The sequence below is a fragment of the Gardnerella sp. 2492 genome (assembly GCF_050320365.1).
In the GTDB taxonomy this organism is placed as follows: Bacteria; Actinomycetota; Actinomycetes; order Actinomycetales; family Bifidobacteriaceae; genus Bifidobacterium.
Window position 1 is genome coordinate 353,354 of record NZ_CP186952.1, and the last position, 21,543, is coordinate 374,896.

Genomic DNA, 21,543 nt, shown 5'->3' on the forward strand with positions numbered 1-21,543 from the left:
TAAATATCGGAAAATAAAAAAACAGTCACACTCCTAAAGCAGAAGTGTGACTGAATGAAATTTTAAGACAAGTTAAGCTGGAATTAATTTCCTTCGCTCATATCGTCTTCGCCGAGAGTCTCTTCTAGCAATCCTTCGTTAATTTCGCGGAAAGCAATAGAAAGAGGCTTCTCTTGATTCTTGTACTCAACAAGAGGACCAACGTTTTGAAGCATTCCCTCATTAAGTTGAGTGAAATAAGAATTAATCTGCCGTGCTCGTTTTGCGGCAAACAAGGCAAGCGCATACTTGGAGTCCGCATGCTGCATTAAATCATCAATTGGCGGATTCGCAAGTCCCGTAGGTGTTGGCTGAGTGCCCAATGCCATAATGTTCTCCATATTCTATGGTGCCACAATAGTTCCGAAAAGCTTATTATATGCCACATATTGGATATTTACGTGACAGATAATTTACAAATCGTATTCTTTCGCAATAATATTCCACAATTCGTCAGCTGCGCGCTCAACATTATCGTTAACAATAACAACGTCGAACTCATTAGCAGCATCCATCTCAACTTTAGCAGTTTCTAAACGTTTCGTCTGCTGTTCAGGAGTTTCTGTACCACGTTTAATAAGTCTTCTTTCCAGCTCTTCAAAGCTAGGAGGTGCTATAAAAACGTATACAACTTCTAAACCTAGACGAGCCGCTTCCTGCTTTACTCTTCTAGCGCCTTGAAGATCAATCTCAAGTAAAGTTGGTACGTCTTGGGCAAGATGATCAAGAACAGGTTGCAAAAGAGTACCGTAGTGTGCCATTCCATGCACTAAAGCAGTTTCTAAAAACTCACCGTTTCTTTTGCGACGCTCAAACTCTTCTTCGTCAAGGAACCAGTAGTGGATTCCGTTAAATTCTCCAGGACGAGGCGCGCGAGTTGTAGCCGAAACAGAAAGCCATATTCGAGGATGTTTCTCGCGTAGCATACCTTCTACAGTACCTTTACCAGCCGCTGTAGGACCAGTTAATACTATGAGTCGACGTTTTTTACCGTCAATAGGCTCGGTAGCAGAAATTGCCGGCATTGAAGTGGTAGTTTCTGCTCCAACAGTATGCTTTTTCATGATTATTAACTTTCTGCTCTTGACTAAATTTTAATCCATAAGCGCCTGACGTATGTCCCAAGCGATACGTTCAGTAGCAGCTGAAAGATCTCCAATATTTGGACCGTGCGATGCTATTGAGCGCGAAACTGTCACAAGCACGTTACCATGCGTTCCAGCAAAAACACGTTTCAAATCGTTAGCTTCAGCACCCTGCCAACCGTAACCTGGAGAAAGAATAGGGCCGGTAAAACTTGTTAAATCAATACCGCCACCATTCATCCAATCTCCAACAGTAGCACCAACAATCAAACCGACTGACCCCATGCCCTTAGTTTTATTATTAAACTTTTGAGCAGTCTGTGCTATACCGTGAGCAACAGTAGTTCCGCGATAGTCTCCACTTTGACGGATAGCAGTTTGCAAGCTAGCGCCTTCAAGATTTGAAGTTAAGGAAGCTATAAATACACCTTTACCATTATTTAAAGCATCGTTAATAAGGCCGCCCATAGATCTAGCACCATAGTATGGTAAAAGCGTAATAGCATCGGTAAGCAGTGGAGCTCCCGGCTTAAAATAAGCGTCAGCTAATGCAGAAATCGTAGTAGATAAACCACCGTGACCGCAGTCAACAATGGTAATAACATCCATTTGACGAGCCGCATAAAGCACACGCTCGAGCGCTGCGAAACCTTTAGAGCCGTAGCGCTCGAACATGCTTGATTGAAACTTTACTGCGGCAGCTCTGCCGTTCATGGCTTGAAGCATACGCATAGAGAACAATTCAGCTCCCAACGCATCCATCTTATATCCCCAATTAAGAAGCATTTTTCTATGAGGATCAATGCCAACGCAAAGAGGACCGTATTTGGCCATAGCGTTTTTCAAACGCAAACCAAAATCGGAACGTTGTGCCTGCAACTCCTGTTCACGTATGCTCTCGCTCATGTGTCACGCCCGACTTTCTTGGCTTTCTGCCCGTTCGATTGCAAACAGTTGCTTTGCATGCTCCTGAATGCTCATCACCTGGTAATCATTATTTTTTACAGCTTCAATTGCCATCAAAACTGGAGCAAACTCAGTAATGGTGGTGAACTGCGGAAGATCTGCTGCTACTGCAGCTGCACGAATAGCGTAACCATCCGTACGAGACCCTCTTGAGTTTGGTGTGTTAAGCACCATATCAATCTTACCATTCTCAATGAGCTCTACGACGTTTTTACCAATTCTTTCTCCGCCATCAGTACTACGCACATCTTTAGCAGTGTCGCCTTTGCTGGAAATCTTGTCGACAATCACAGAATCAATGCCGTAGCGCCGAAGTACAGAAGCAGTACCTTCAGTAGCCCAAATAGTAAAACCAAGCTCTACTAAACGAACTGCAAGAAGCGGCAATTGCCTCTTATCAGCATCACTTACGGAAACAAAAACGTTTCCGCTGGTAGGCAAGCCACCCTTGTATGCTGCAAGCTGGCTCTTAGCAAAAGCGTGAGGGAAATCACGGTCGAAGCCCATAACTTCGCCAGTAGAGCGCATCTCTGGTCCAAGCAAAATATCAACCGTACGGCCAACAGGAGTGCGGAAACGCTTGAACGGAAGCACAGAAGCTTTAATAGCAACCTGCTGACCTGGGTGAATATCACCACCATCGCCTTGTGGGAGAAGAAGTCCGCGCTTTCTCTGCTGGGCGATTGTTTCACCGGCCATAATTCTTGCAGCAGCTTTAGCAAGAGCAACTCCAGTAGCTTTAGAAGCAAATGGAACTGTACGAGATGCTCGAGGATTTGCCTCGATTACGTACAAAGTGTTTGCCATAAAAGCGTACTGCACGTTAATAAGACCGCGAACCGAGCAGCCACGGGCGATAGAAAGAGTGCCTTCACGAAGACGACGAATCTGATCGTCCGAAAGAGTGCTTGGAGGAAGAGTACAAGCAGCGTCACCCGAGTGCACGCCAGCTTCCTCGACATGCTCCATAATGCCACCAATATAAAGCTCGTTGCCGTCGTAAAGCGCGTCAACGTCGATTTCAATAGCATCCTGAAGGAACTTATCGATCAAAAGCGGCGAAGGCAATCGGCCAGAAACAACCGTGTCTGCTCTAGCTTCTTCCAAAGCGCGATCAACATACTTTGCAAGCTGAGCGTCATCGTACACGATTTCCATGCCACGACCACCGAGAACGTAACTTGGGCGCACAAGAACCGGGTAGCCGATTGCGTGAGCTGCATCTTTTGCTTCCTCAAGACTTAAAGCCGTTCCGTATCGAGGAGCATTCATGCCTTCTTGACGAAGAACCTCGCCGAAAAGCTCACGGTTTTCAGCCAAATCAATAGCCTCCGGAGTAGTTCCCAAAATTGGAACTCCAGCAGCTTTAAGACGAGCAGCAAGCGAAAGTGGCGTTTGACCGCCAAGCTGCACAATTACGCCCTTAACTGGACCAAGCTTCTTTTCTGCTTCGTAAATTTCAAGAACATCTTCGAAAGTAAGAGGCTCAAAGTAAAGGCGGTCAGACATGTCATAATCTGTAGAAACTGTTTCAGGATTGCAATTAACCATAATGGTGTCGTAATCCTTACCCAATTCCTGAACAGCGTGAACGCAAGTGTAATCAAACTCAATACCCTGGCCAATTCTGTTAGGACCAGAACCCAAGATAATCACAGCTTCGCGATCGCGCTTCTTCAACTCGCTTTCGTCAGCGTAGCAAGAATAGTAATACGGAGTTGCTGCGTCGAACTCGGCTGCGCAAGTGTCAACCGTCTTGTAAACAGGACGCAAACCGTAAGCCCAACGAAGCTCACGAACCATGTTTTCACCTTCGTCGCCAAGATTACGCAAATGCGCAATTTGAACGTCTGAAAGGCCAGCAAGCTTAGCGCGCTTCAAAACTTTAGGAGTTAAGGTTTCAGCTTCACGAACTGCGAGCGCCGTTTCGTTAATTTGCGCTAGCTGTTCCACAAACCATGGGTCGATTTTTGTTGCTGCAAAAATCTGCTCTGGCGTTGCTCCACCCCACAACGCACGCTGAATTTGCAAGTAGCGGTGCTCTGTTGGAGTATGCATTTCTTCAAGAAGCTTGATCACTTCTTCCTTGCTTGGACGCTCTCCATCCCAGCTAAAGCATGCGTGACGCTTATCGATTGAGCGCATTGCTTTTCCAAGGGACTCCTGGAAGTTTCCAGCCAAAGCCATTGCTTCACCAACTGACTTCATAGAAGTTGTAAGCGTAGTGTCTGCTCCTGGGAACTTTTCGAAAGCAAAGCGCGGAATCTTCGTTACAACGTAGTCGATTGTTGGCTCGAAGCTTGCAGGAGTTGAACGAGTAATATCGTTTTGAATTTCGTCCAAAGTGTAGCCGAGAGCAAGTTTCGTTGCGATTTTTGCGATTGGGAAGCCGGTTGCTTTAGATGCGAGCGCTGAGGAGCGAGAAACTCGCGGGTTCATTTCGATTACGATAATGCGGCCGGTTTGAGGGTTGATTGCAAACTGAATATTGCATCCGCCGGTGTCAACTCCAACGCCTCGAATAATCGCGATACCAATATCGCGCATCTTCTGATACTCGCGGTCTGTAAGCGTAAAGCAAGGAGCAACTGTAATAGAGTCACCAGTGTGCACGCCTACAGGGTCAACATTTTCGATTGGGCAAACTACTACGACGTTGTCTTTTGCGTCGCGCATAAGCTCAAGCTCAAATTCCTTCCAGCCTTCAATGCCTTCTTCAATAAGCACTTCGTTTGTTGGAGAATAGTGAATGCCAGCTCCTGCAATGCGGTGAAGCTCTTCTTCGTTATGAGCAATACCAGAGCCGAGGCCGCCCATAGTAAAGCTTGGGCGTACAACAACCGGGTAGCCTAAAGTTTCAACAATTTTGTCTACTTCTTCGATTGAGTGAGCAATAAAAGATTTTGCTGACTCAGCGCCGGCTTTTTCTACGACTTTTTTGAAAAGCTCACGGTCTTCACCGCGGTCGATTGCTTCCAAAGAAGCACCAATAAGCTCAACGTTATATTTTTCGAGTATTCCTGCACGACCTAAATCCATTGCCGCGTTAAGAGCAGTTTGGCCGCCGAGTGTTGGAAGCAGCGCATCTGGACGCTCTTTAGCAATAATTCTCTCCAAAATCGAAGTGTCAATTGGCTCAATATATGTTGCGTCTGCAAGCTCCGGGTCGGTCATAATCGTAGCAGGATTGGAGTTCACAAGAATTACGCGAATTCCTTCTTCGTGAAGCACTCGGCAAGCCTGCGTTCCCGAATAATCAAATTCTGCAGCCTGACCGATAACAATCGGGCCAGAACCAATTACCATAACCGACTTAATATCAGTACGTTTTGGCATAGTAAATCTTCTCTTTCCTGTTCCTACTTCTGAGCCTTTAAATTCTTGCGTGAAGAATTATGCATAGATTCAACAAAACGGTCAAAAAGATACGAAGCATCGTGAGGTCCTGCTGCAGCTTCTGGATGATACTGCACAGAGAAGGCTGGAATATCAAGGCATTTCAAACCTTCCACGACGTTATCGTTCAAATCAATGTGAGAAACTAGAACGCGACCAAAGTGACCGTTTTCGTAAGGAGATTGAACCGGCCCGTCAAGAGGTGCGTCCACTGCGAAGCCGTGATTGTGAGCTGTTACTTCCACTTTTCCTGTTGTTACGTCTTTTACAGGCTGATTAATACCGCGGTGACCAAACTTCAGTTTGTATGTACCAAAGCCGAGTGCGCGTCCAAGAAGCTGGTTTCCGAAGCAGATTCCGAAGAACGGATATCCTGCGTCCAAAACTTTTCGCAAAAGCTCAACTTCGCGGTTTGCTTGAGCAGGGTCTCCAGGACCATTTGAGAAGAACACGCCGTCAGCGTTCAAAGCTTCTAATGATTCAAAACTGATTGAGGAGCTTACTACGTGAACACGGCAGCCACGCTCTGCTAAACGATGCGGAGTCATGGATTTAATACCAAAGTCGACTGCCACAACATTGTAAAGTGGGTCTTTGCCTTCAAATTCACCACAAGGATCAATAGTATAAGTTTTTTCAGTGCTTACTTCATCTGTTAAGCGTAAGCCTTGCATTTGTGGAGTGCGCTTGATTTCGTCAACGAAGGACGCAACAGTGCGCAAAGCACCCGTGGACTCATCAATAAGAGCCTTATTACAAAAAATGCCGGCACGCATAACGCCAACCGAGCGCAAATGTCGTACCAGCTTTCGAGTATCAATACCACTAATACCAACGATACCTTGTTTTCTTAAATCATCCTCCAAGGAACCTTTGGATCGCCAATTGCTTGCTATAGGACTTGGGACTTTAACCACGTATCCTGCAACCCAAATTTGTTGAGATTCCGGATCTTCATCGTTAACTCCCGTATTACCTATATGTGGGAATGTTTGAACCACGATTTGTCGATCATAACTTGGATCGGTTAACGTTTCTTGATAACCGGTCATACCTGTTGAGAACACAATTTCGGCGCAAGTAGAACCTTCAGCGCCAAAAGGCTTACCGACGTAAACCTGACCGTCCTCTAATACCAATACTGCATCGTCACTGCCGAATCCGGCAAAGGTGTCGTTGTAGTCCACCTTAACCCCCTTATGGCTTTAGGTTATTCGTGGTAAGTCTACTCAGATTGTAGGACGGCGACGCGCCGGATATTAAGTTACTGCAGTTTTTGCTTTGTGATTGATGCGTACAAGCCTTAGAACGAAGAAATGTCGATAACATCGGGAAATTTGGTGTTTTCGACAGTTTCAGCCTACATTTTGTTTATTTCACCAAATGATTTGGTATTTTCGACAATTTCAGCCTACATTCTGTTTATTTCACCAAATGATTTGGTATTTTCGACAGAATTACCCTGAATTTTGTCGAAAACATCGGCTGATTTGGTAAAAACGACAAAATCAGCATATAAAAAATCCGCCCACTGCGTGCAGTAAGCGGATAATCGTTACAAATCTATTGACGTATCAAAAATAGTCAAATTGTAAGCTTTTAAAATTATTCCGTAGCTTCGGAAGATTCTGCAGTATCGCTAGCAGCTTCTTCCGCAGCTTCTTCCTCAGTAGATTCTTCCGCAGATTCTTCCGCAGCAGCCTCGCCATTAAACTTAGCCAAGCAAGCATCTTTATCGGACACTATCGCACTCAACAAACCGTGCACGAAACTAATAGCATCATCCTCGCTATACATTTTTGCCAAAGCAATTGCTTCATCTATTGCAACTTTATCTGGAATCTCATCATTGAGTAATATTTCCCAAACGGCCATTCGCAAAATATTGCGATCTATAACAGCCATTCTGCCAACTTTCCAGCCGGTTGAATAGCGGTTCAAAGTTTTATCTATTCTGTTTCGTCGCTCTCCTACTCCACGAACGATTTCAACAGCATAATCAGGAAGCGGCGTTTGCGCTCCAGGCTCTTTCAAGCGTTCCTCAAGTAGGGAAAGAATATTTTGATTCTTCTCGTCAGCTTCATAAAGCGTATTCAATGCTCTTTTTCGAGCTGTGGAACGTGCCATTGTAACGCCCTTCTGTGTAAAAATTCTGTGTAAAAATAAAATTACTTAATAAATTTTGTATCAAAAATTACGCGACCCAGCAACGAATAATCGCCACCGGGTCACTCTATAAAAATTATTTTGAAACTAGTTAGTTATTTAATTAATTATTTAACTAGCTAATTCTTTAGTTTTCGCGACCAAGGTAAGAGCCGTCACGAGTATCGACCTTCACCTTTTCACCCTCGCCCACGAAGAGTGGAACCTGGATTTCGGCACCGGTTTCAACGGTTGCAGGCTTAGTACCAGCGTTCGAGCGGTTACCCTGCAAGCCTGGCTCAGTGTGAGTAATGGTCAAAATCACCGAAGCTGGCAATTCAACGCTCAAAGGAGTGCCGTCGTGGAAGCTCACGATGCAGTCAGTGCCTTCAAGCAAGTACTTGCTCTGCTCACCAACTAAATCCTTAGGAATGTAAACCTGATCGTAGGTGTTCATATCCATGAAAACGAAGTTATCTCCATCTTCATAAGAGTATTGCAAAGTACGATTATCAACGGTCTCGAACTCCATCTTCATGCCGGCGTTAAAAGTCTTGTCGACAATCTTGCCCGAGAGCACGTTCTTAATGGTGGTACGCACGAATGCAGGACCTTTACCTGGCTTCACATGCTGGAACTTGATGACGGTCCAAAGCTGACCTTCAAGGTTCAAAACCGATCCATTTTTAATATCATTGGTAGTCTGTGCCACGAGTTATCCGTTCTTTCGACGTAGGCCGTTTAACGCGGCCATGTAATAAACCTTGCTAATTATGCCACAACGCCTCAACTAATTAAAATAACAACACTTTCCTAGCGCAATTAGTTGATTATTGTTTATCACTTTGATTTGAAGATTCCGGATTATTGCTGCGACCCATTGGAATATAACCGCCTTGATCATCCTTAGGATGTGGAGCATTTAACGGATACCCATTGCCATCAAGATTTGTAAAATCTGCGCTTATCTTCTTAATTTTCGCCAAATAATCTTTAAGAGCATTTTGCAAATCTGTAATACACTGATTTAATTCATCGCTGTTGTTACTGCTTTTAGCAAGAGCTTTTCTTGCAGTATCAACAACTTTTTCTAAATCGGCTTGAGCTGCACCAAAAATAGGAACATTCTTAGTTTTATCTATAAGCTCTTGACCTTGCTTAACTAATTCTAATAGCTTATTAGAAATTTCTTTTCTACCTGTTTCTAAAGCTGTTTTAGCAGATTTTACAAGAGCGTCTCCGTTTTTATTAAAAGAGTTGACTTTATCTGAAAGCTTATTTTCAACAGATGAAGAATTATCAGAATCAGTTCCAGCAGGACAGTTAGGTATTTTCTCTTTAGAATCAGATTTCGCGTGATTTAATGATGATTCAAAATCTTCAAACGCACTTTTAGCTTCATCTGAATACGAATTGAATTCAACTTTTTTAATATCAATAGCGCGAATAACGTCATCATCTGAAAGAGATTTTATAAGATTTTTTTGAGCATTAACTGCTTTTTCTCGCATTTGAATACAAGTTTTAGAAGGAGCAGAAACACTACTTTTCGGCTTGTTTTTATTGGTAGTTAAGAAGAATACTGCTGCGACTACGATTGCAACTACTATAATCGAAACAGCAACTACAGCAATAACAACTTTGCTATTCTTAGAAACAGAACTATTTTGCTCTCTCATAATCAGTCATTCCACCATCTAAAAAGTAACTAAAATAGACTTTAATTAGCAGACAGAATTAGACGCTAGTTTAAAATCTACTTATAAAATATGAATTTTATAAATTCTATCATTTAAACTATTTACGCACCATATTCTCGCAAATAATTTTCAGCCCTACTACTTAGATTATGGATTTATAGATTATTCTTCAACAAATCCAACAGATTTGAAACTAATCCAGCAACCTCAGATTTATCTGCAGAACTTGTCAAAACCGACATACCAAGCATCTTATCGCCGCTCTTAATAATCATGAAATAGTTATATGCGTTCTGAATTCCCTGACCTCGATGCGCCATAATTGTTATACCGTTTGGGATTCTAACGCCATCATCAGCGACATTATAACCTGTTGGATTAGTAATAAACGAATTTCCCATTGCTTTTGAAAGCATAAGTGCAGCATCATGCGAAGAAGTGTAATTCTCATTGCCGGCTTTCGACGCATTAACATCACCAAATTTACGAGCAAACGAAGTGTCTGAATATCCGTTATTAGACAACCAACTATTTAATCCATCTAATCCACCCTGAGCATCTATAAGCTCATTAGCGGACTCATTACTCATCGTTTTAATAACGTTTTCGTATTGTTGCTCATAGTTATAATCTGACACTTCCTCAGCGTGCAAGATTACAGGGAAATAAAAACCAACAGCCGGGAGTTTAGTGTGCGAATTACTAGTCTCATACAAAATCTTATTTTTGTCTGCAATAGCAACAGACGCGACATGATTTTGTGAAAAATCTTTTATTAAATTATCAATTTTTTGTATATTCAGTTTTTTATTTTCGGAAACAGCATTTTTATTATCTTTTTTATTTTTGCTGTTGTAACTCTTGTCGTCCTCGTCGTCCTTGTTGTCTACATCAATGCCATCATCTTTTTTAACTTGCTTTTTATCTTTTTTATTTTTGACTTGCTCTATTTTAGTTTGATTATGCGCTTTATTAGATTTCCCATTAGATACGTACCACCATACGCCACCGCATATTGCTAAAACACAAACGACAATAGCAATAGTTACAGTAATAATAACTTGCTTCTTATTTTTATTCGCATTTGCATTGCGATTTGCAAAATCAGCTTGAGGGTAAAACGCGTCATTTGAATAAGGCTGATCTGTCGAATAAGAATTTGGGTAAGATCCAGCATAAGAATTAGGCTGTTCTGCAATATTTGCATTATATGGCGGCATTGCTTCAGTTGGCTGCTCGTAAGAAAATGCCTGAGTCGAATCATTTTGCGATTCAATTGCCTGAGCTGAATCCGCTTGCGATTCAATTTGTTCAGCAGCAGATTCTTCTTGCAGGTTTTCTAACGGAGCACCGCAAGTATCACAGAATTTACTATTTTCCGCATTTTTACTGCCACATTGTGCACAGAACATATTCATTCCCCCCAAAACTAAAGTAAATTAACTAGCAGTAATAAATTAACGAATCGTGCTGATTCTACAACAGTATTACAACAAACTTTTCATACAACGAAGTGCAAAAATGTTATCGCAACCGTTTGTATTTAAAAATTATAGAAAATACTTACGCACCATATTCTCGCAAATAATTTTCAGCACGCGCAGCTAAATTCTCATCCATAACTGGCTTTCCGTCACTATTAGTGAGTTTTTGCGCTGCAGCGAAAATTTCACGCACGTTAGCAATTGGAAGTACTGGGAAGCCAAACTCCTGCTCTACCGCCTTTACTGCAGAAAGCTCACTGTCTTTCGTGCGTTCCATTCTATCTACTGCCAAAATCAAGCCAACAACTTCAACATTTGCTTCCGCTTTAAGCTTCGGCAAAGTTTCACGAACTGCAGTTCCAGCTGTCATCACGTCGTCAACTAACAGCACTTTCATACCGTCTTTTAACGGCTTTCCAACCATAATTCCACCGTCGCCGTGATCCTTTCGTTCTTTGCGATCGAAAGTAAAACCGACTGGCATATTATGATTATTCGTCAAAGACATAGCTGTAGAAACAGCCAACGGAATACCCTTATAAGCAGGACCGAAAACAGTATCGATATCTTGCGGAAGTTTGCCATCTTTGATTGCTGCAACAACTCGCTGAGCGTAATATGCGCCTAAGCTCGCTATTTTCATGCCGTCGTCAAAAGCTCCAGCGTTAATAAAATAAGGTGATTTGCGTCCAGATTTCAGCGTAAAGTCACCAAATTTAAGCGCGCCTGAATCGAGCAAAAACTTTGTAAAACGTTCGTCTAATTCTGCCATAATTAGCTCTCTTTCCTAAAATATTTTTAAATACTTTCTAAATACGCTTACTTTCTTAATTTCAGCGCCAAGTTTTTCCTTCAGCAAGCAAGGACGCAAGCTTTGGACGAGAATCAAGCAAATCGTCAAGCTCGCGCGCAATACGAATCGGAGCAGTAGGATCTACCAAAGCGGCAGCACCAACTTCTACAGCATTCGCACCAGCGTACAAGTATTCCAAAGCTTTTTCACCAGAATCAATGCCACCAATACCAATAATTGGAATATCTGGCATAGCTTGACGCACTCTCCACACGAAGCCAAGACCAATCGGGAAAATAGCAGGACCGGAAACACCGCCCGTGCGGTTTGCAATAATCGGCTCGCCGGTTCTAATATCAATTCGCAAACCAACCAGCGTATTAATCATGCTTAAAGCGTCCGCACCAGCATCAACTGCAGCTTTGCAAATCGAGACTATATCCGTAACGTTTGGCGTCATTTTTACAATCATCGGCTTATTTGTCATTGCGCGAAGACGCTTAATTAAGCGGTGTAATGCCACCGGATCCGTGCCTACGCTCATTCCGCCGTGAGTCACGTTTGGGCAGCTTACGTTAATTTCGAGCATGTCGGCCGCAGAATCAGCAAGCTTTTCAACAACTTGAGCATAATCGTCGTCACTGTGACCAGCAACATTAGTAATAACAAGCGCTCCCATTTTCTTTAATTTTGGCAGCTCGTCAATAAGATAATGGTCAACACCAGGATTTTGCAAGCCTACAGCATTCACCATTCCGGAAGGAGATTCTGCAGTTCTAGGAGCAGGATTTCCTTCCCACGGAACTGGTGAAACGCCTTTTGTGCAGATTACTCCAAGCTGACTTACGTCGTAAAAGCGTCGGCAAGCTGCAAGCTGGAAGGTTCCAGAAGCAGTTCCAACCATGTTTTTCCATTCAACTCCTGCAACTTTAGTTGGATGCTTCCACACGTGGCTTGTGTCAAAACCTAAAGTTGCAGCAGAATTTGCAGCGTTATTTGTATCGTTATTTGCAGCGTTCATATTTACTTCTTACTCCCAACCCAATCGCTTAGCATCAAAAACAGGACCTTCGTTGCAAACTTTCAATCGTCCTTCTAGAGTATCTACTACGCAAGCAACGCAAGTTCCGTACCCACAGCCCATTCTCGCTTCTAAACTAAGCTGGCACTCAATATTTCTTTCATTCGCCCAGTGAGCTACAGCTTTCATCATTGGCAAAGGTCCACAAGACAAAATCACAGTTGGCAAATCGTCAACGAAATTAAAATGACCATTTTGCTCAAGCTCGTCAAGTAGCGTAATAACTGTTCCTTCAGCGTTTGTAATACTTTGTACGTCTGCAATATACTCTTTCATCAAATCGTCTGCAAAACGCTTCTCTCTATATCCGAGAACTGCTGTTACGCTAGAATCCTTGCGCTCGCTTAAAGCTTGAGCCGCACACATAATAGGAGGCACACCTAAGCCGCCACTTACTAGCAAATAATGCGCAGATTTAGAAATATCAAAACCTAATCCTAAAGGTCCAAGAGCATCAACACTATCTCCTGGCTTAAGCTTAGAAAACTCAGCTGTACCTTTGCCAATTACAGCAAAAATCAGCGTAAAAGTGTCGTCTTTTACACTTGCCACACCAAAAGGACGTGGAAGCATTGCAGTCGGATCCGGCGAATACAAATTAACAAACTGCGCAGGAGTGGCATGTTTAGCAATTTCGCAATCTCGCAAAGTCAAACGGTAAACGCCTTCATCAAGCTTCTCGTTATTAAGCACTTCTATAGTTCTGCGCCCTAAAAGACGCGAATATTTTGCACTGTTACTTTCATCTAATGCGCTTGAACCTGAAGAGTCAAAAGCGTCTTCACGTAACGTAATTATGGCGTTTCCCGAAGCTTTTCGCGTTGGAATAAACATGCCATCACTCATGTGGTTTCCCCTACCCTTGTATGTGTTTTGTACCGTTGCGTTTTATTTTTACTTTTATTTTTAGTTTTAGTTTTAGTCTTATTTTTAATTATATTTTTAGTTTAGTTATAAATTTTATCGGTATACCGCATTGCGCAAGTCATCTCGCATATTTCGAGCAGCATCATAAGCAGAATCACGCACAATATCAAGAACATCATCAAGAGACATATTTCCTTGATTTTTAGCGTAATTTTCTGACTTTCTCCACGCTCCAATAATTCCTCGCGAAGAGTTCACTATAGCGCCTTCAGCGTTTTTATCAAACATTCCAGCAACATCTTTAGCTGTTCCTCCTTGAGCACCGTAGCCTGGAACTAGGAAGAAAGTATGCGGCATAAACTCACGCAAACGCTTCCCCTCCTCCGGATGTGTGGCTCCAACTACAGCACCAACTCTGGAGTAACCATGCTTTCCAACGTGTGCAGCGCCCCAGTTTTCAATCAAATCAGCCATATGCTCATACACAGGTTTTCCATCCTGCAAAATAAGCTCTTGAAGCTCTTTACTAGACGGATTTGATGTGCGAAGTAGCACAAAAATGCTTTTATTATGCGCTTCTGCTTGCGAGATAAAAGGTTCCACACCATCCGAACCCATATAAGGGTTTACTGTAAGAGAATCTTCATGCCACACGTTTTTATTTGTATATTCTGAAAGAAGATTTACTAAAGAAGGTTGAAGAAGTTTTTTCGTATCCTCACTTAAGTATGAGCTTAAGTTAGCGAAACCAGATAAGTGTGCTGCATACTGTCCTGCAGTAGAGCCAATATCTCCTCGCTTAGCATCTCCTATTACGATTAGCCCACGCGATTTTGCGTAATCGCAAGTCATCGCATACGTGTCCATTCCAGCAGGCCCCAAAGCCTCGTACATTGCGATTTGTGGCTTTACTGCCGGCACAATGTCAGCAACCGCATCAATAATTGCGCGATTAAATTCAAAATATGCTGTAGAAAGAAGAGTTTCTAGCGCTTCTTCGCCTGTAACCTCTTGTAAAACTTCGTCAGCAAGAGCGCTAATAATTTCAGCAGGAACTATTTCAGGTTTAGGATCAAGCCCTACAACACTAGGATTTTGTTTAGAATCTATTGCTTCTATCAGTTCGTCCATAATTTCCCCACACTTAACTGTAATTACATTCTAGAGAATGCTAGTTCGGAGCCAATAATCGTAGCAACCGGCCTGCCTGTAAGCTGCCAGCCGTTAAATGGCGTATTTCTTGCTTTTGAATGGAACAAATTTGCGTCAACCGTCCATTTTTCACGCATATTAATCAGCACTAGATCAACATTTTCTGGATGCTCTGTAATGCTTAATCGTAGCGTTCTCTTATTTGCGCATCTCGACGAAACATTCAGTAAAGCTGCAATATCAGTTGGTCTTTTACTCATTAATTGCATCGGGTTTACTGCCATTAATTCTATTAAATGCTTGTCGTCTGTGTATCCTGCGTCAACCAGTACTTTTCTGCACACTCCGTACGCGCACTCAAGTCCAATAATTCCGTTTGGTGTGCTCGCAAAATCGCCTGATTTTTCTTTCATTGTGTGAGGAGCATGATCTGTTGCTATCATGTCGATTGTGCCGTCGGCAATAGCAGCTAACGTTGCTTGCCTGTCTGCTTTTGAACGAAGAGGCGGATTCATTTTTGCCATTGATCCGTATCGCAGAACATCCTCATCGCAAAGAGCCACGTAGTGTGGAGCAGTTTCGCAAGTAATTGGTAAACCTTCTTTTTTTGCTTTGCGAATCGCTTTGAAAGCTGCGGCCGTGCTCACATGCTGGAAGTGTACATGTACCCCAGTTTCGCGCACTGCGTCAATATCTCTTTGCACAATAGCTAGTTCTGTAGATGCTGGTATTCCGCCAACTCCCATAATTTTTGCTACAGGTCCGTCGTTTACTGCTCCAGTATCGTGATGCTCGCAATGTTCCACAAAAGGCAAACCAGTTTGTTTTGCCATAGCTAGCACGTCGTGCAAAATCGGTTCTGGAACTGCAGCACCGTCGTCACTTATTGCCGTCACTGGATGCTTTTTCATTGGCGAAGTTTTTTCGTCGTCGTCAATTCCAGGAACGTATTTTCGCCAATTTTCTATACGACTTGGTTTTAAGCCGGCTCTTCTAAGAGAAGCACACACGCTTAAATCGTATCGCACTGGAAGTTTTACTCCATAAAAGCAACCGTAACGCTGCAAGTAATCTATAACGTTTTCTGCATCAAATGGTGATGCTCCCCATGGCTCTCCGTCTACTGCAGGAATAGTATTCGGCATAATAAGAACACGAGTGTATCCACCTGCTGCAGCGGCTTCACTTCCGGTAAGCATGGTTTCTTTGTCTGTTTGACCAGGATCCCTAAAGTGTACGTGCGGGTCTGCAAAACCAGGAGCAACAGTCCAATCGCTTGCGTCAATATCTCCAGCAACACGCGCATGTGGCTCTATTAGGGCATCTTGTCGAACTCCATCAACAATAAGATCGATTCGTTCGCCAGTATCCCACACGGAGATATTGCGCAAAGTTAAGGTGTTTGCGTTATTCATATCACTCCTAGTTTTGCGTAATTTTTATAGTTATATTAAGACTTTTACGGATTTTTTACTTGGCTTCTGCTTCTTCGTCGCAATACATGCAGCGATACTCGTGCCTTACGGAATCAGCTTTGTAGAACTTACGTTTAAGAGTTAACTCACTGTTTGTTATGCAACGAGGATTCGGGCATGTAAGATTTTCAGGCGCATTCTCGTCAGTTGTGTGTACGCGAGGATCTGCTAAGGAAATTCCGTGTGCGTCAACCGCTTGCAATTCGTCTTCTGGAACGTTCACAAAATCTGTCGGCTCGTAGCCGCAAAGCTCGTCGCCAAGAACGGAACTTTCCAAAGCCATGCGCATAAGCATACCGTTTTTAACCTGCTCAAAGTATGCTGCACGAGGGTCGTCGTCAACATCAACCGCAATCTCGTTAATACGCGGAAGAGGATGCAACACAGGCATATGCGACTTTGCTTTCTGCAACTTTTCTTCCGTCAAAATGTACGTGTCGCGAAGTCGCAAGTATTGTTCGCGATCCGTAAAACGCTCTTCTTGCACGCGAGTCATATAAAGCACGTCAAGATTGCCAATAACTTCCATCAAGTCGCGAGTTTCCTCGTAAGTGCAGGAAGGAGTGTCGTTAATTCGGTCGATTACGTACTGCGGAGTTTTCAGCTCATCTGGGCTAATTAGCACAAAATGAACGTTTCCAAAGCGGCACAAAGTTTCAATAAGCGAGTGAACTGTACGGCCGTAAGTTAAGTCGCCACACAAGCCAACAGTTAAATTATTCAGTCTGCCAAAACGTGCAAGAATCGTTGCTAAATCTGCAAGAGTTTGAGTTGGATGCATGTGACCGCCGTCACCTGCGTTAATAATAGGTGTGTTCACAGCTTGCGTAGCAACGAAAGCCGCACCCTCCTTTGGGTGACGCATTGCAACAACATCAACATAATTAGACACAACTTTCAAAGTGTCGTTTACAGTCTCACCTTTGCTTGCGCTGGAAAGTTGCGCGCCTGCAAAGCCGATTACCTTGCCACCTAAACGCAACATTGCCGTTTCGAAGCTTAAGCGTGTGCGCGTGCTCGGCTCATAAAAAAGAGTGGCCAACACTCTGCCATCGCAAGTGTGAGCCACTTCTTTACGGTGCGAATCAATGTATCGCGCTTTGTCTAAAAGCATTCGTATTTGCGCCGTTGAAATATCGTCTAATGTAACAACACTTTTACCTGCTAGTGAATTTGCAATTGTGTTGCGAGAAAAAATTTGATCTGAAGAAACAGAAGAATTAGAAGCGTTCATTGCGTTCGTCATAATAAATATCGCTTACCTTTCGTCAGTTGGCAAGACGGTCGCAACCACACGCGACCTACGCAATATTACTGATTAGCTTTGACGAATCCCCCACCCGGAGTGGCGGCATACTAGCATTAACTACAGCAAAATTAGCGACCGTAGAAAAGACGAGACATGGTTTCACGGCACTGGCGCATGGTTGCTAAAAGATCGTTTTCAAAAACGCGACCCTGATTCGGCTCGTAGCCAAGATAAGTTGCGATTCCGCCGAGCGAATACGAGTCGGTTGGAATCACATCCGCGCGGGACATTGATCCAGACCACAAGAAGTTCGCGTTGCGCACCGCTGAACACATATGCCAGCAGCGCTCCAAAATTTGCGCATCCTCATTCTCAATTAAATGCTCAGATTGCAAGGCTTTCAAAGCTTGCATTGTGCCAACAACGCGCAAAGATTCGTAAGTGCCAGCGTATTGCAATTGCAAAAGTTGAACAGTCCACTCAACGTCACTTAAACCGCCGCGACCAAGCTTCAAATGCCTATCCCTACTAACTCCCCTAGGCAAACGCTCCGCTTCCATACGCGCTTTAAGCTTACGAATTTCAGCAAGCTGCGACTCACTAAGCGGATTTGCAGCGTAACGCAAATCGTTCACAACGCCATCAAGTAGAGCATCCGCCAACTCTTTTGAACCTGCAGCAAAACGCGCTCGAAGCAACGCCTGATGCTCCCAAGTACTCGCCCATTGACGATAATACTTTTCGCAAGACTCCAAGCTGCGCACAAGAGGGCCGTCTTTCCCTTCCGGACGCAAATCCAAATCAACCATAATTTTCGGCTCAAGAGTAAGAGACCCTTGCAAAATATTGCGCAAAATCTCTACAGTTGTTTGAGCAAAACGGTGAGCCGCATCTAAATCGCAATCTTCACCAACCGGCTTATAAACTACCATAATGTCCGCGTCCGAGCAGAAGTTTACTTCCCTACCACCGTAACGTCCAAGCGCAATAATCGCAATTTCGGCTTGAGGAGAGCTAAAACTCATGCGCAAAGCAGACTCGCGCATAGACCAGCATAAAGCCGCGTCTAAAACAGCGTCAAAAACGTCACTCATAGCGCGCATAGAAGTATCGTCGTCAATAAGACCACACATCCAAGATAAAGCTACGCGCTCAATTTCCTGCCGGCGAAGCGCACGCAAAGACTGCGCAAAATCCGCAATATTACTAGCGTAACGAGCAACCATTGCGCTAGTTTGCATATCAAGACTTGCTCTATCGCGAGCAGCCAACGCATCATCGTCACCAAGCCAAGTAATAGACTGCATTGACTGCATCATAGCGTCGCCAAGATAGCGCGAATCCGCCAAAACGTGGCAAAGACGCTGAGCTGCAGAAGGAGAATCACGCAAAAAACCAAGATACGTGTTCTTGCCGCCAAAACGCTCCGCAAGACGACGCCAAGCAAGCAAACCCATATCTGGATTCTGGCCGTCGCCAAGCCACTTCAACACAGCTGGAAGAAGAATCCTGTGAATCTTAGCAGCCCTAGAAAGCCCTTCCGTAAGCGCTTCAACATGCAATTGCGCGGCGGCAGCATCCGCAAAACCAATAGAAGCAAAACGCGCGCGAGCAGCTTCCGGCGAAAGTACAATAGGATCCGCATCAGTTTGTGCATTAATCGGAAGCATAGGACGATAGTAAATATCCTTATGCAAATTGCGGATCTCACGGCGAGCTTTATCAAAACGCTCAACCAACTCTTCCGGGCGCAGCCGCACAGCACGAGAAAGACGACGAATCTGCTCATTATTATTAAGCTGCTCGGTAGAAATTGTGCGCGCACGATCCAAACCGCCGTTTCCTTGCGCACCCAAATCTGGGAACAAATGCGTGCGATGCATACTCCACATTTGCTGACGATGCTCAAGCACACGCTCAAAACGGTAGTGTTCCGCCAAAATCGCCGCCTGAGACCTAGAAACGTAACCGCCTTGAGCCAAAGCCTGCAAAGCAGAAATAGTATCCCTTACTCGAAGCGACTCATCCTCACTTCCGTGCACAAGTTGCAGCATTTGCACAGTAAACTCAACGTCACGCAAACCACCGCGGCCAAGCTTCATGTCAAGATCGCGCTGCGAAGCAGGAATAAGCAACTCAACACGTTGACGCATATGCTGACAGTCCGCCACAAAATGCTCACGGCCAGAAGCCTTCCAAATAAGAGGCTCAACCATATCGCGGTAGGCTTTTCCAAGATCCGCATCCCCCGCAGCAGGACGCGACTTCAAAAGCGCCTGAAACTCCCAGCTGCTCGCCCACTTTTCGTAATATTCACGGTGAGATTCAAGGCTTCGAACAAGAGGCCCATCCTTACCTTCCGGCCTGAGCGCAGTATCAATCTGCCAAAGCGGAGGCTCATCAGAGCCAATAACAACCGACTGACACACTTTTTGCAAAACCATCGCAATAGACGCACCAACACGCAAAGCCGCATCCTGATTCTGCTTATTACTAGAATCCGCCGGTTCCACAACATAAATCAAATCAATGTCGGAAACGTAGTTAATTTCTTGCGCACCAAGCTTACCCATAGCAATAATCGCAAACCTGCACGCGGAAGAACCAGTAACCTGGCCGCGCGCAATAGTCAAAGCCGCCTCCAAAACAGCATCCGCCGCATCAGAAAGCTTACGGCTAATATCCGGCTGCACTTCAACAGGGTCAGCGCTAGCTAAATCAGCCGCCATAATTACAGCAACATGCTCACGGTAGCGCGCACGAAGCGCAGAAACTGCTTGCACAAAACCAAGGGATGTTAAGTAAATCGAATTGGAATCACTACTTTCGGAAGAAACAACTGTTGCAGTATACGCTTGTATAGAATCAAGTAAATCTTTTATGCGCTCTTCTCGAGTCATTATAAACAAATGTTCAGGGTCGTTTGCAGCAGCTTTTATAAGATTAGGTCTTGTGCGCATAAGCATCGCCAACGCGTTAGACGCTCCCAACACTTGCATTAAACTTGTTAACGCGTCTGATACTTGCGAATTTGAATCTGAAATATTATTTATTACTTCCGTATATGCTTCACTTAAATCTTGCAATGAAAGTACCGCAGAATCTGGGTCTTCAACAGTAAGCGCGCTTTTTAGCAATGTTTCAAACGATACTTTATTGCAGTTTTTGCGTATTGCTATCATTGCGCAACGTGCAGCATCTGGTCGAGCAAAGCCTGATTTAATAAGACTTCTTGATGTGAGCGCGTTTGATGTAAGCGCGTTTGATGTAAGCGCGAACTTGCTTGCACTGCTTTCGTTAAAATTAGTTTCAGCAGCTGCATCATCCATTTTATTCGCACTTTCCATACCGCAACTTTACATTGTGGTGCTGTACAAGGCTGCATAGTATGACTCCGTGTTACTAGCGCAGTACGCGTTCTGCGCGCGTAACGTATAATTACGATTTTTCGTTCTTCTTGCAGTACGCGTTCTGCGCGCGTAACGTATAATTACGATTTTTCGTTCTTCTTGCAGTACGCGTTCTGCGCGCGTAACGAACATTGCCTCTTTTTCGTTTCTCCTGCAGTGTGCGTTCTGCGCGCGTAACGATGTGCGTAGTTGATGAGTTGATTTTTGGCGTGGCGCGAGTTTGGGGGGATTTCTCTCCTCGCACGTCCCGGCCTTCGCTACATATTCATGCAAAACACTTTTAACGTAAAGTAACTTTGCTTATGTTGTACTTACGTTCGCTCAGTCCTCTTTTAGTGCTCGTAGAGAAATCCCCCCAAACTTCTGCGTGCTAATTCGTTAACAACCGGGTTTATCACAGAGATTTAATATTTTTCTTCTTCATTCGATGAATCACCATCAAAGATGCTGAGGTTCATCTCATTCAGTGCGAAAAATCTCAAATCTCTACCACACTAATATTCCTATGATTAAAACCAATTAGTCTACTGTGAGTAGATTTGGCTGTTGAGTGTGAGGAGTGGGTGTTGCTTGGTCGAGCAATATAAAAGCGGAGCGATATTAATAGTCTCGCTGATTAATAACTGTTTTTGCAGGGAAAGTAAGTAAGAAACTAAACTTAACTATGCAACCGTTAAGTTCAAGTAAAGTATAAGAGCGCA

Annotated in this window: 17 protein-coding genes; 1 reads left to right on the top strand and 16 read right to left on the bottom strand. The window is 43.9% G+C overall.

Annotated elements, in window-relative coordinates; all coding sequences use genetic code 11:
- Positions 1-83: 83 nt before the first annotated feature.
- From rpoZ to carA, 5 genes are all read right to left on the bottom strand, one after another.
- Positions 84-368 (bottom strand): DNA-directed RNA polymerase subunit omega, encoded by a 285-nt coding sequence (rpoZ, locus tag ACPFYS_RS01350; RefSeq protein ID WP_427877151.1) that lies wholly within the window; start codon positions 366-368, stop codon positions 84-86.
- Positions 369-452: 84 nt separating this feature from the next.
- Positions 453-1,064 carry a guanylate kinase gene (gene gmk / locus ACPFYS_RS01355; protein WP_427877561.1) on the bottom strand — a complete coding sequence of 204 codons (612 nt, stop codon included), beginning with the start codon at positions 1,062-1,064 and terminating at the stop codon, positions 453-455.
- Positions 1,065-1,133: 69 nt separating this feature from the next.
- Complete coding sequence (pyrF, locus tag ACPFYS_RS01360; protein ID WP_427877152.1) at positions 1,134-2,030, bottom strand: orotidine-5'-phosphate decarboxylase; 897 nt, start codon at positions 2,028-2,030, stop codon at positions 1,134-1,136.
- 3 nt (positions 2,031-2,033) lie between these two features.
- On the bottom strand, positions 2,034-5,426 hold the full coding sequence (gene carB, locus ACPFYS_RS01365) for a carbamoyl-phosphate synthase large subunit (protein ID WP_427877154.1): 3,393 nt from the start codon (positions 5,424-5,426) through the stop codon (positions 2,034-2,036).
- Positions 5,427-5,449: 23 nt separating this feature from the next.
- Entirely contained in the window at positions 5,450-6,673 is a 1,224-nt protein-coding gene (carA, locus tag ACPFYS_RS01370) for a glutamine-hydrolyzing carbamoyl-phosphate synthase small subunit (RefSeq protein WP_427877155.1), read from the bottom strand.
- 129 nt (positions 6,674-6,802) lie between these two features.
- Here carA and ACPFYS_RS01375 point away from each other — a divergent pair, with 129 nt between their 5' ends.
- A complete protein-coding gene (locus ACPFYS_RS01375; protein WP_427877157.1) occupies positions 6,803-6,952 on the top strand; it encodes a hypothetical protein in 150 nt (49 codons plus the stop codon).
- Positions 6,953-7,091: 139 nt separating this feature from the next.
- Here the strand turns inward: ACPFYS_RS01375 and nusB are convergent, their stop codons facing one another.
- The 11 genes from nusB to ACPFYS_RS01430 all read right to left on the bottom strand — a co-directional run bounded on the left by nusB (position 7,092) and on the right by ACPFYS_RS01430 (position 20,779).
- Entirely contained in the window at positions 7,092-7,613 is a 522-nt protein-coding gene (gene nusB / locus ACPFYS_RS01380; RefSeq protein ID WP_427877158.1) for a transcription antitermination factor NusB, read from the bottom strand.
- Between the two features lie 166 nt (positions 7,614-7,779).
- Complete coding sequence (gene efp, locus ACPFYS_RS01385; RefSeq protein WP_004115197.1) at positions 7,780-8,343, bottom strand: elongation factor P; 564 nt, start codon at positions 8,341-8,343, stop codon at positions 7,780-7,782.
- Positions 8,344-8,461: 118 nt separating this feature from the next.
- Complete coding sequence (locus ACPFYS_RS01390) at positions 8,462-9,310, bottom strand: hypothetical protein (protein ID WP_427877161.1); 849 nt, start codon at positions 9,308-9,310, stop codon at positions 8,462-8,464.
- A gap of 176 nt (positions 9,311-9,486) precedes the next feature.
- The gene (locus ACPFYS_RS01395; RefSeq protein WP_427877163.1) at positions 9,487-10,743 is read right to left on the bottom strand and encodes a serine hydrolase; all 1,257 of its coding nucleotides are present in this window, start codon (positions 10,741-10,743) and stop codon (positions 9,487-9,489) included.
- Positions 10,744-10,894: 151 nt separating this feature from the next.
- Positions 10,895-11,587: an orotate phosphoribosyltransferase gene (gene pyrE / locus ACPFYS_RS01400; RefSeq protein WP_427877165.1), complete on the bottom strand. Its 693-nt coding sequence runs from the start codon at positions 11,585-11,587 to the stop codon at positions 10,895-10,897.
- A gap of 61 nt (positions 11,588-11,648) precedes the next feature.
- Positions 11,649-12,629, bottom strand: a complete 981-nt coding sequence (locus ACPFYS_RS01405; RefSeq protein WP_427877167.1) for a dihydroorotate dehydrogenase — start codon at positions 12,627-12,629, stop codon at positions 11,649-11,651.
- Positions 12,630-12,638: 9 nt separating this feature from the next.
- Positions 12,639-13,535, bottom strand: coding sequence for a dihydroorotate dehydrogenase electron transfer subunit (locus tag ACPFYS_RS01410; RefSeq protein ID WP_427877169.1), 897 nt, complete (start codon positions 13,533-13,535; stop codon positions 12,639-12,641).
- 114 nt (positions 13,536-13,649) lie between these two features.
- On the bottom strand, positions 13,650-14,687 hold the full coding sequence (pyrF, locus tag ACPFYS_RS01415; RefSeq protein WP_427877171.1) for an orotidine-5'-phosphate decarboxylase: 1,038 nt from the start codon (positions 14,685-14,687) through the stop codon (positions 13,650-13,652).
- A 23-nt stretch (positions 14,688-14,710) separates the two neighbouring features.
- Positions 14,711-16,123: a dihydroorotase gene (locus tag ACPFYS_RS01420; protein WP_427877173.1), complete on the bottom strand. Its 1,413-nt coding sequence runs from the start codon at positions 16,121-16,123 to the stop codon at positions 14,711-14,713.
- 55 nt (positions 16,124-16,178) lie between these two features.
- Positions 16,179-17,429 carry an aspartate carbamoyltransferase gene (pyrB, locus tag ACPFYS_RS01425; protein ID WP_427877175.1) on the bottom strand — a complete coding sequence of 417 codons (1,251 nt, stop codon included), beginning with the start codon at positions 17,427-17,429 and terminating at the stop codon, positions 16,179-16,181.
- Positions 17,430-17,560: 131 nt separating this feature from the next.
- Entirely contained in the window at positions 17,561-20,779 is a 3,219-nt protein-coding gene (locus ACPFYS_RS01430) for a bifunctional [glutamine synthetase] adenylyltransferase/[glutamine synthetase]-adenylyl-L-tyrosine phosphorylase (protein WP_427877177.1), read from the bottom strand.
- Between the last annotated feature and the right edge of the window lie 764 nt (positions 20,780-21,543).

Coding starts and splice junctions, on each gene's coding strand:
- rpoZ (WP_427877151.1), bottom strand. CDS start 368: ATGGCATTGGGCACTCAGCCAACACCTACGGGACTTGCGAATCCGCCA.
- gmk (WP_427877561.1), bottom strand. CDS start 1,064: ATGCCGGCAATTTCTGCTACCGAGCCTATTGACGGTAAAAAACGTCGA.
- pyrF (WP_427877152.1), bottom strand. CDS start 2,030: ATGAGCGAGAGCATACGTGAACAGGAGTTGCAGGCACAACGTTCCGAT.
- carB (WP_427877154.1), bottom strand. CDS start 5,426: ATGCCAAAACGTACTGATATTAAGTCGGTTATGGTAATTGGTTCTGGC.
- ACPFYS_RS01375 (WP_427877157.1), top strand. CDS start 6,803: ATGTCGATAACATCGGGAAATTTGGTGTTTTCGACAGTTTCAGCCTAC.
- nusB (WP_427877158.1), bottom strand. CDS start 7,613: ATGGCACGTTCCACAGCTCGAAAAAGAGCATTGAATACGCTTTATGAA.
- ACPFYS_RS01390 (WP_427877161.1), bottom strand. CDS start 9,310: ATGAGAGAGCAAAATAGTTCTGTTTCTAAGAATAGCAAAGTTGTTATT.
- ACPFYS_RS01395 (WP_427877163.1), bottom strand. CDS start 10,743: ATGTTCTGTGCACAATGTGGCAGTAAAAATGCGGAAAATAGTAAATTC.
- pyrE (WP_427877165.1), bottom strand. CDS start 11,587: ATGGCAGAATTAGACGAACGTTTTACAAAGTTTTTGCTCGATTCAGGC.
- ACPFYS_RS01405 (WP_427877167.1), bottom strand. CDS start 12,629: ATGAACGCTGCAAATAACGATACAAATAACGCTGCAAATTCTGCTGCA.
- ACPFYS_RS01410 (WP_427877169.1), bottom strand. CDS start 13,535: ATGAGTGATGGCATGTTTATTCCAACGCGAAAAGCTTCGGGAAACGCC.
- pyrF (WP_427877171.1), bottom strand. CDS start 14,687: ATGGACGAACTGATAGAAGCAATAGATTCTAAACAAAATCCTAGTGTT.
- ACPFYS_RS01420 (WP_427877173.1), bottom strand. CDS start 16,123: ATGAATAACGCAAACACCTTAACTTTGCGCAATATCTCCGTGTGGGAT.
- pyrB (WP_427877175.1), bottom strand. CDS start 17,429: ATGACGAACGCAATGAACGCTTCTAATTCTTCTGTTTCTTCAGATCAA.
- ACPFYS_RS01430 (WP_427877177.1), bottom strand. CDS start 20,779: ATGGAAAGTGCGAATAAAATGGATGATGCAGCTGCTGAAACTAATTTT.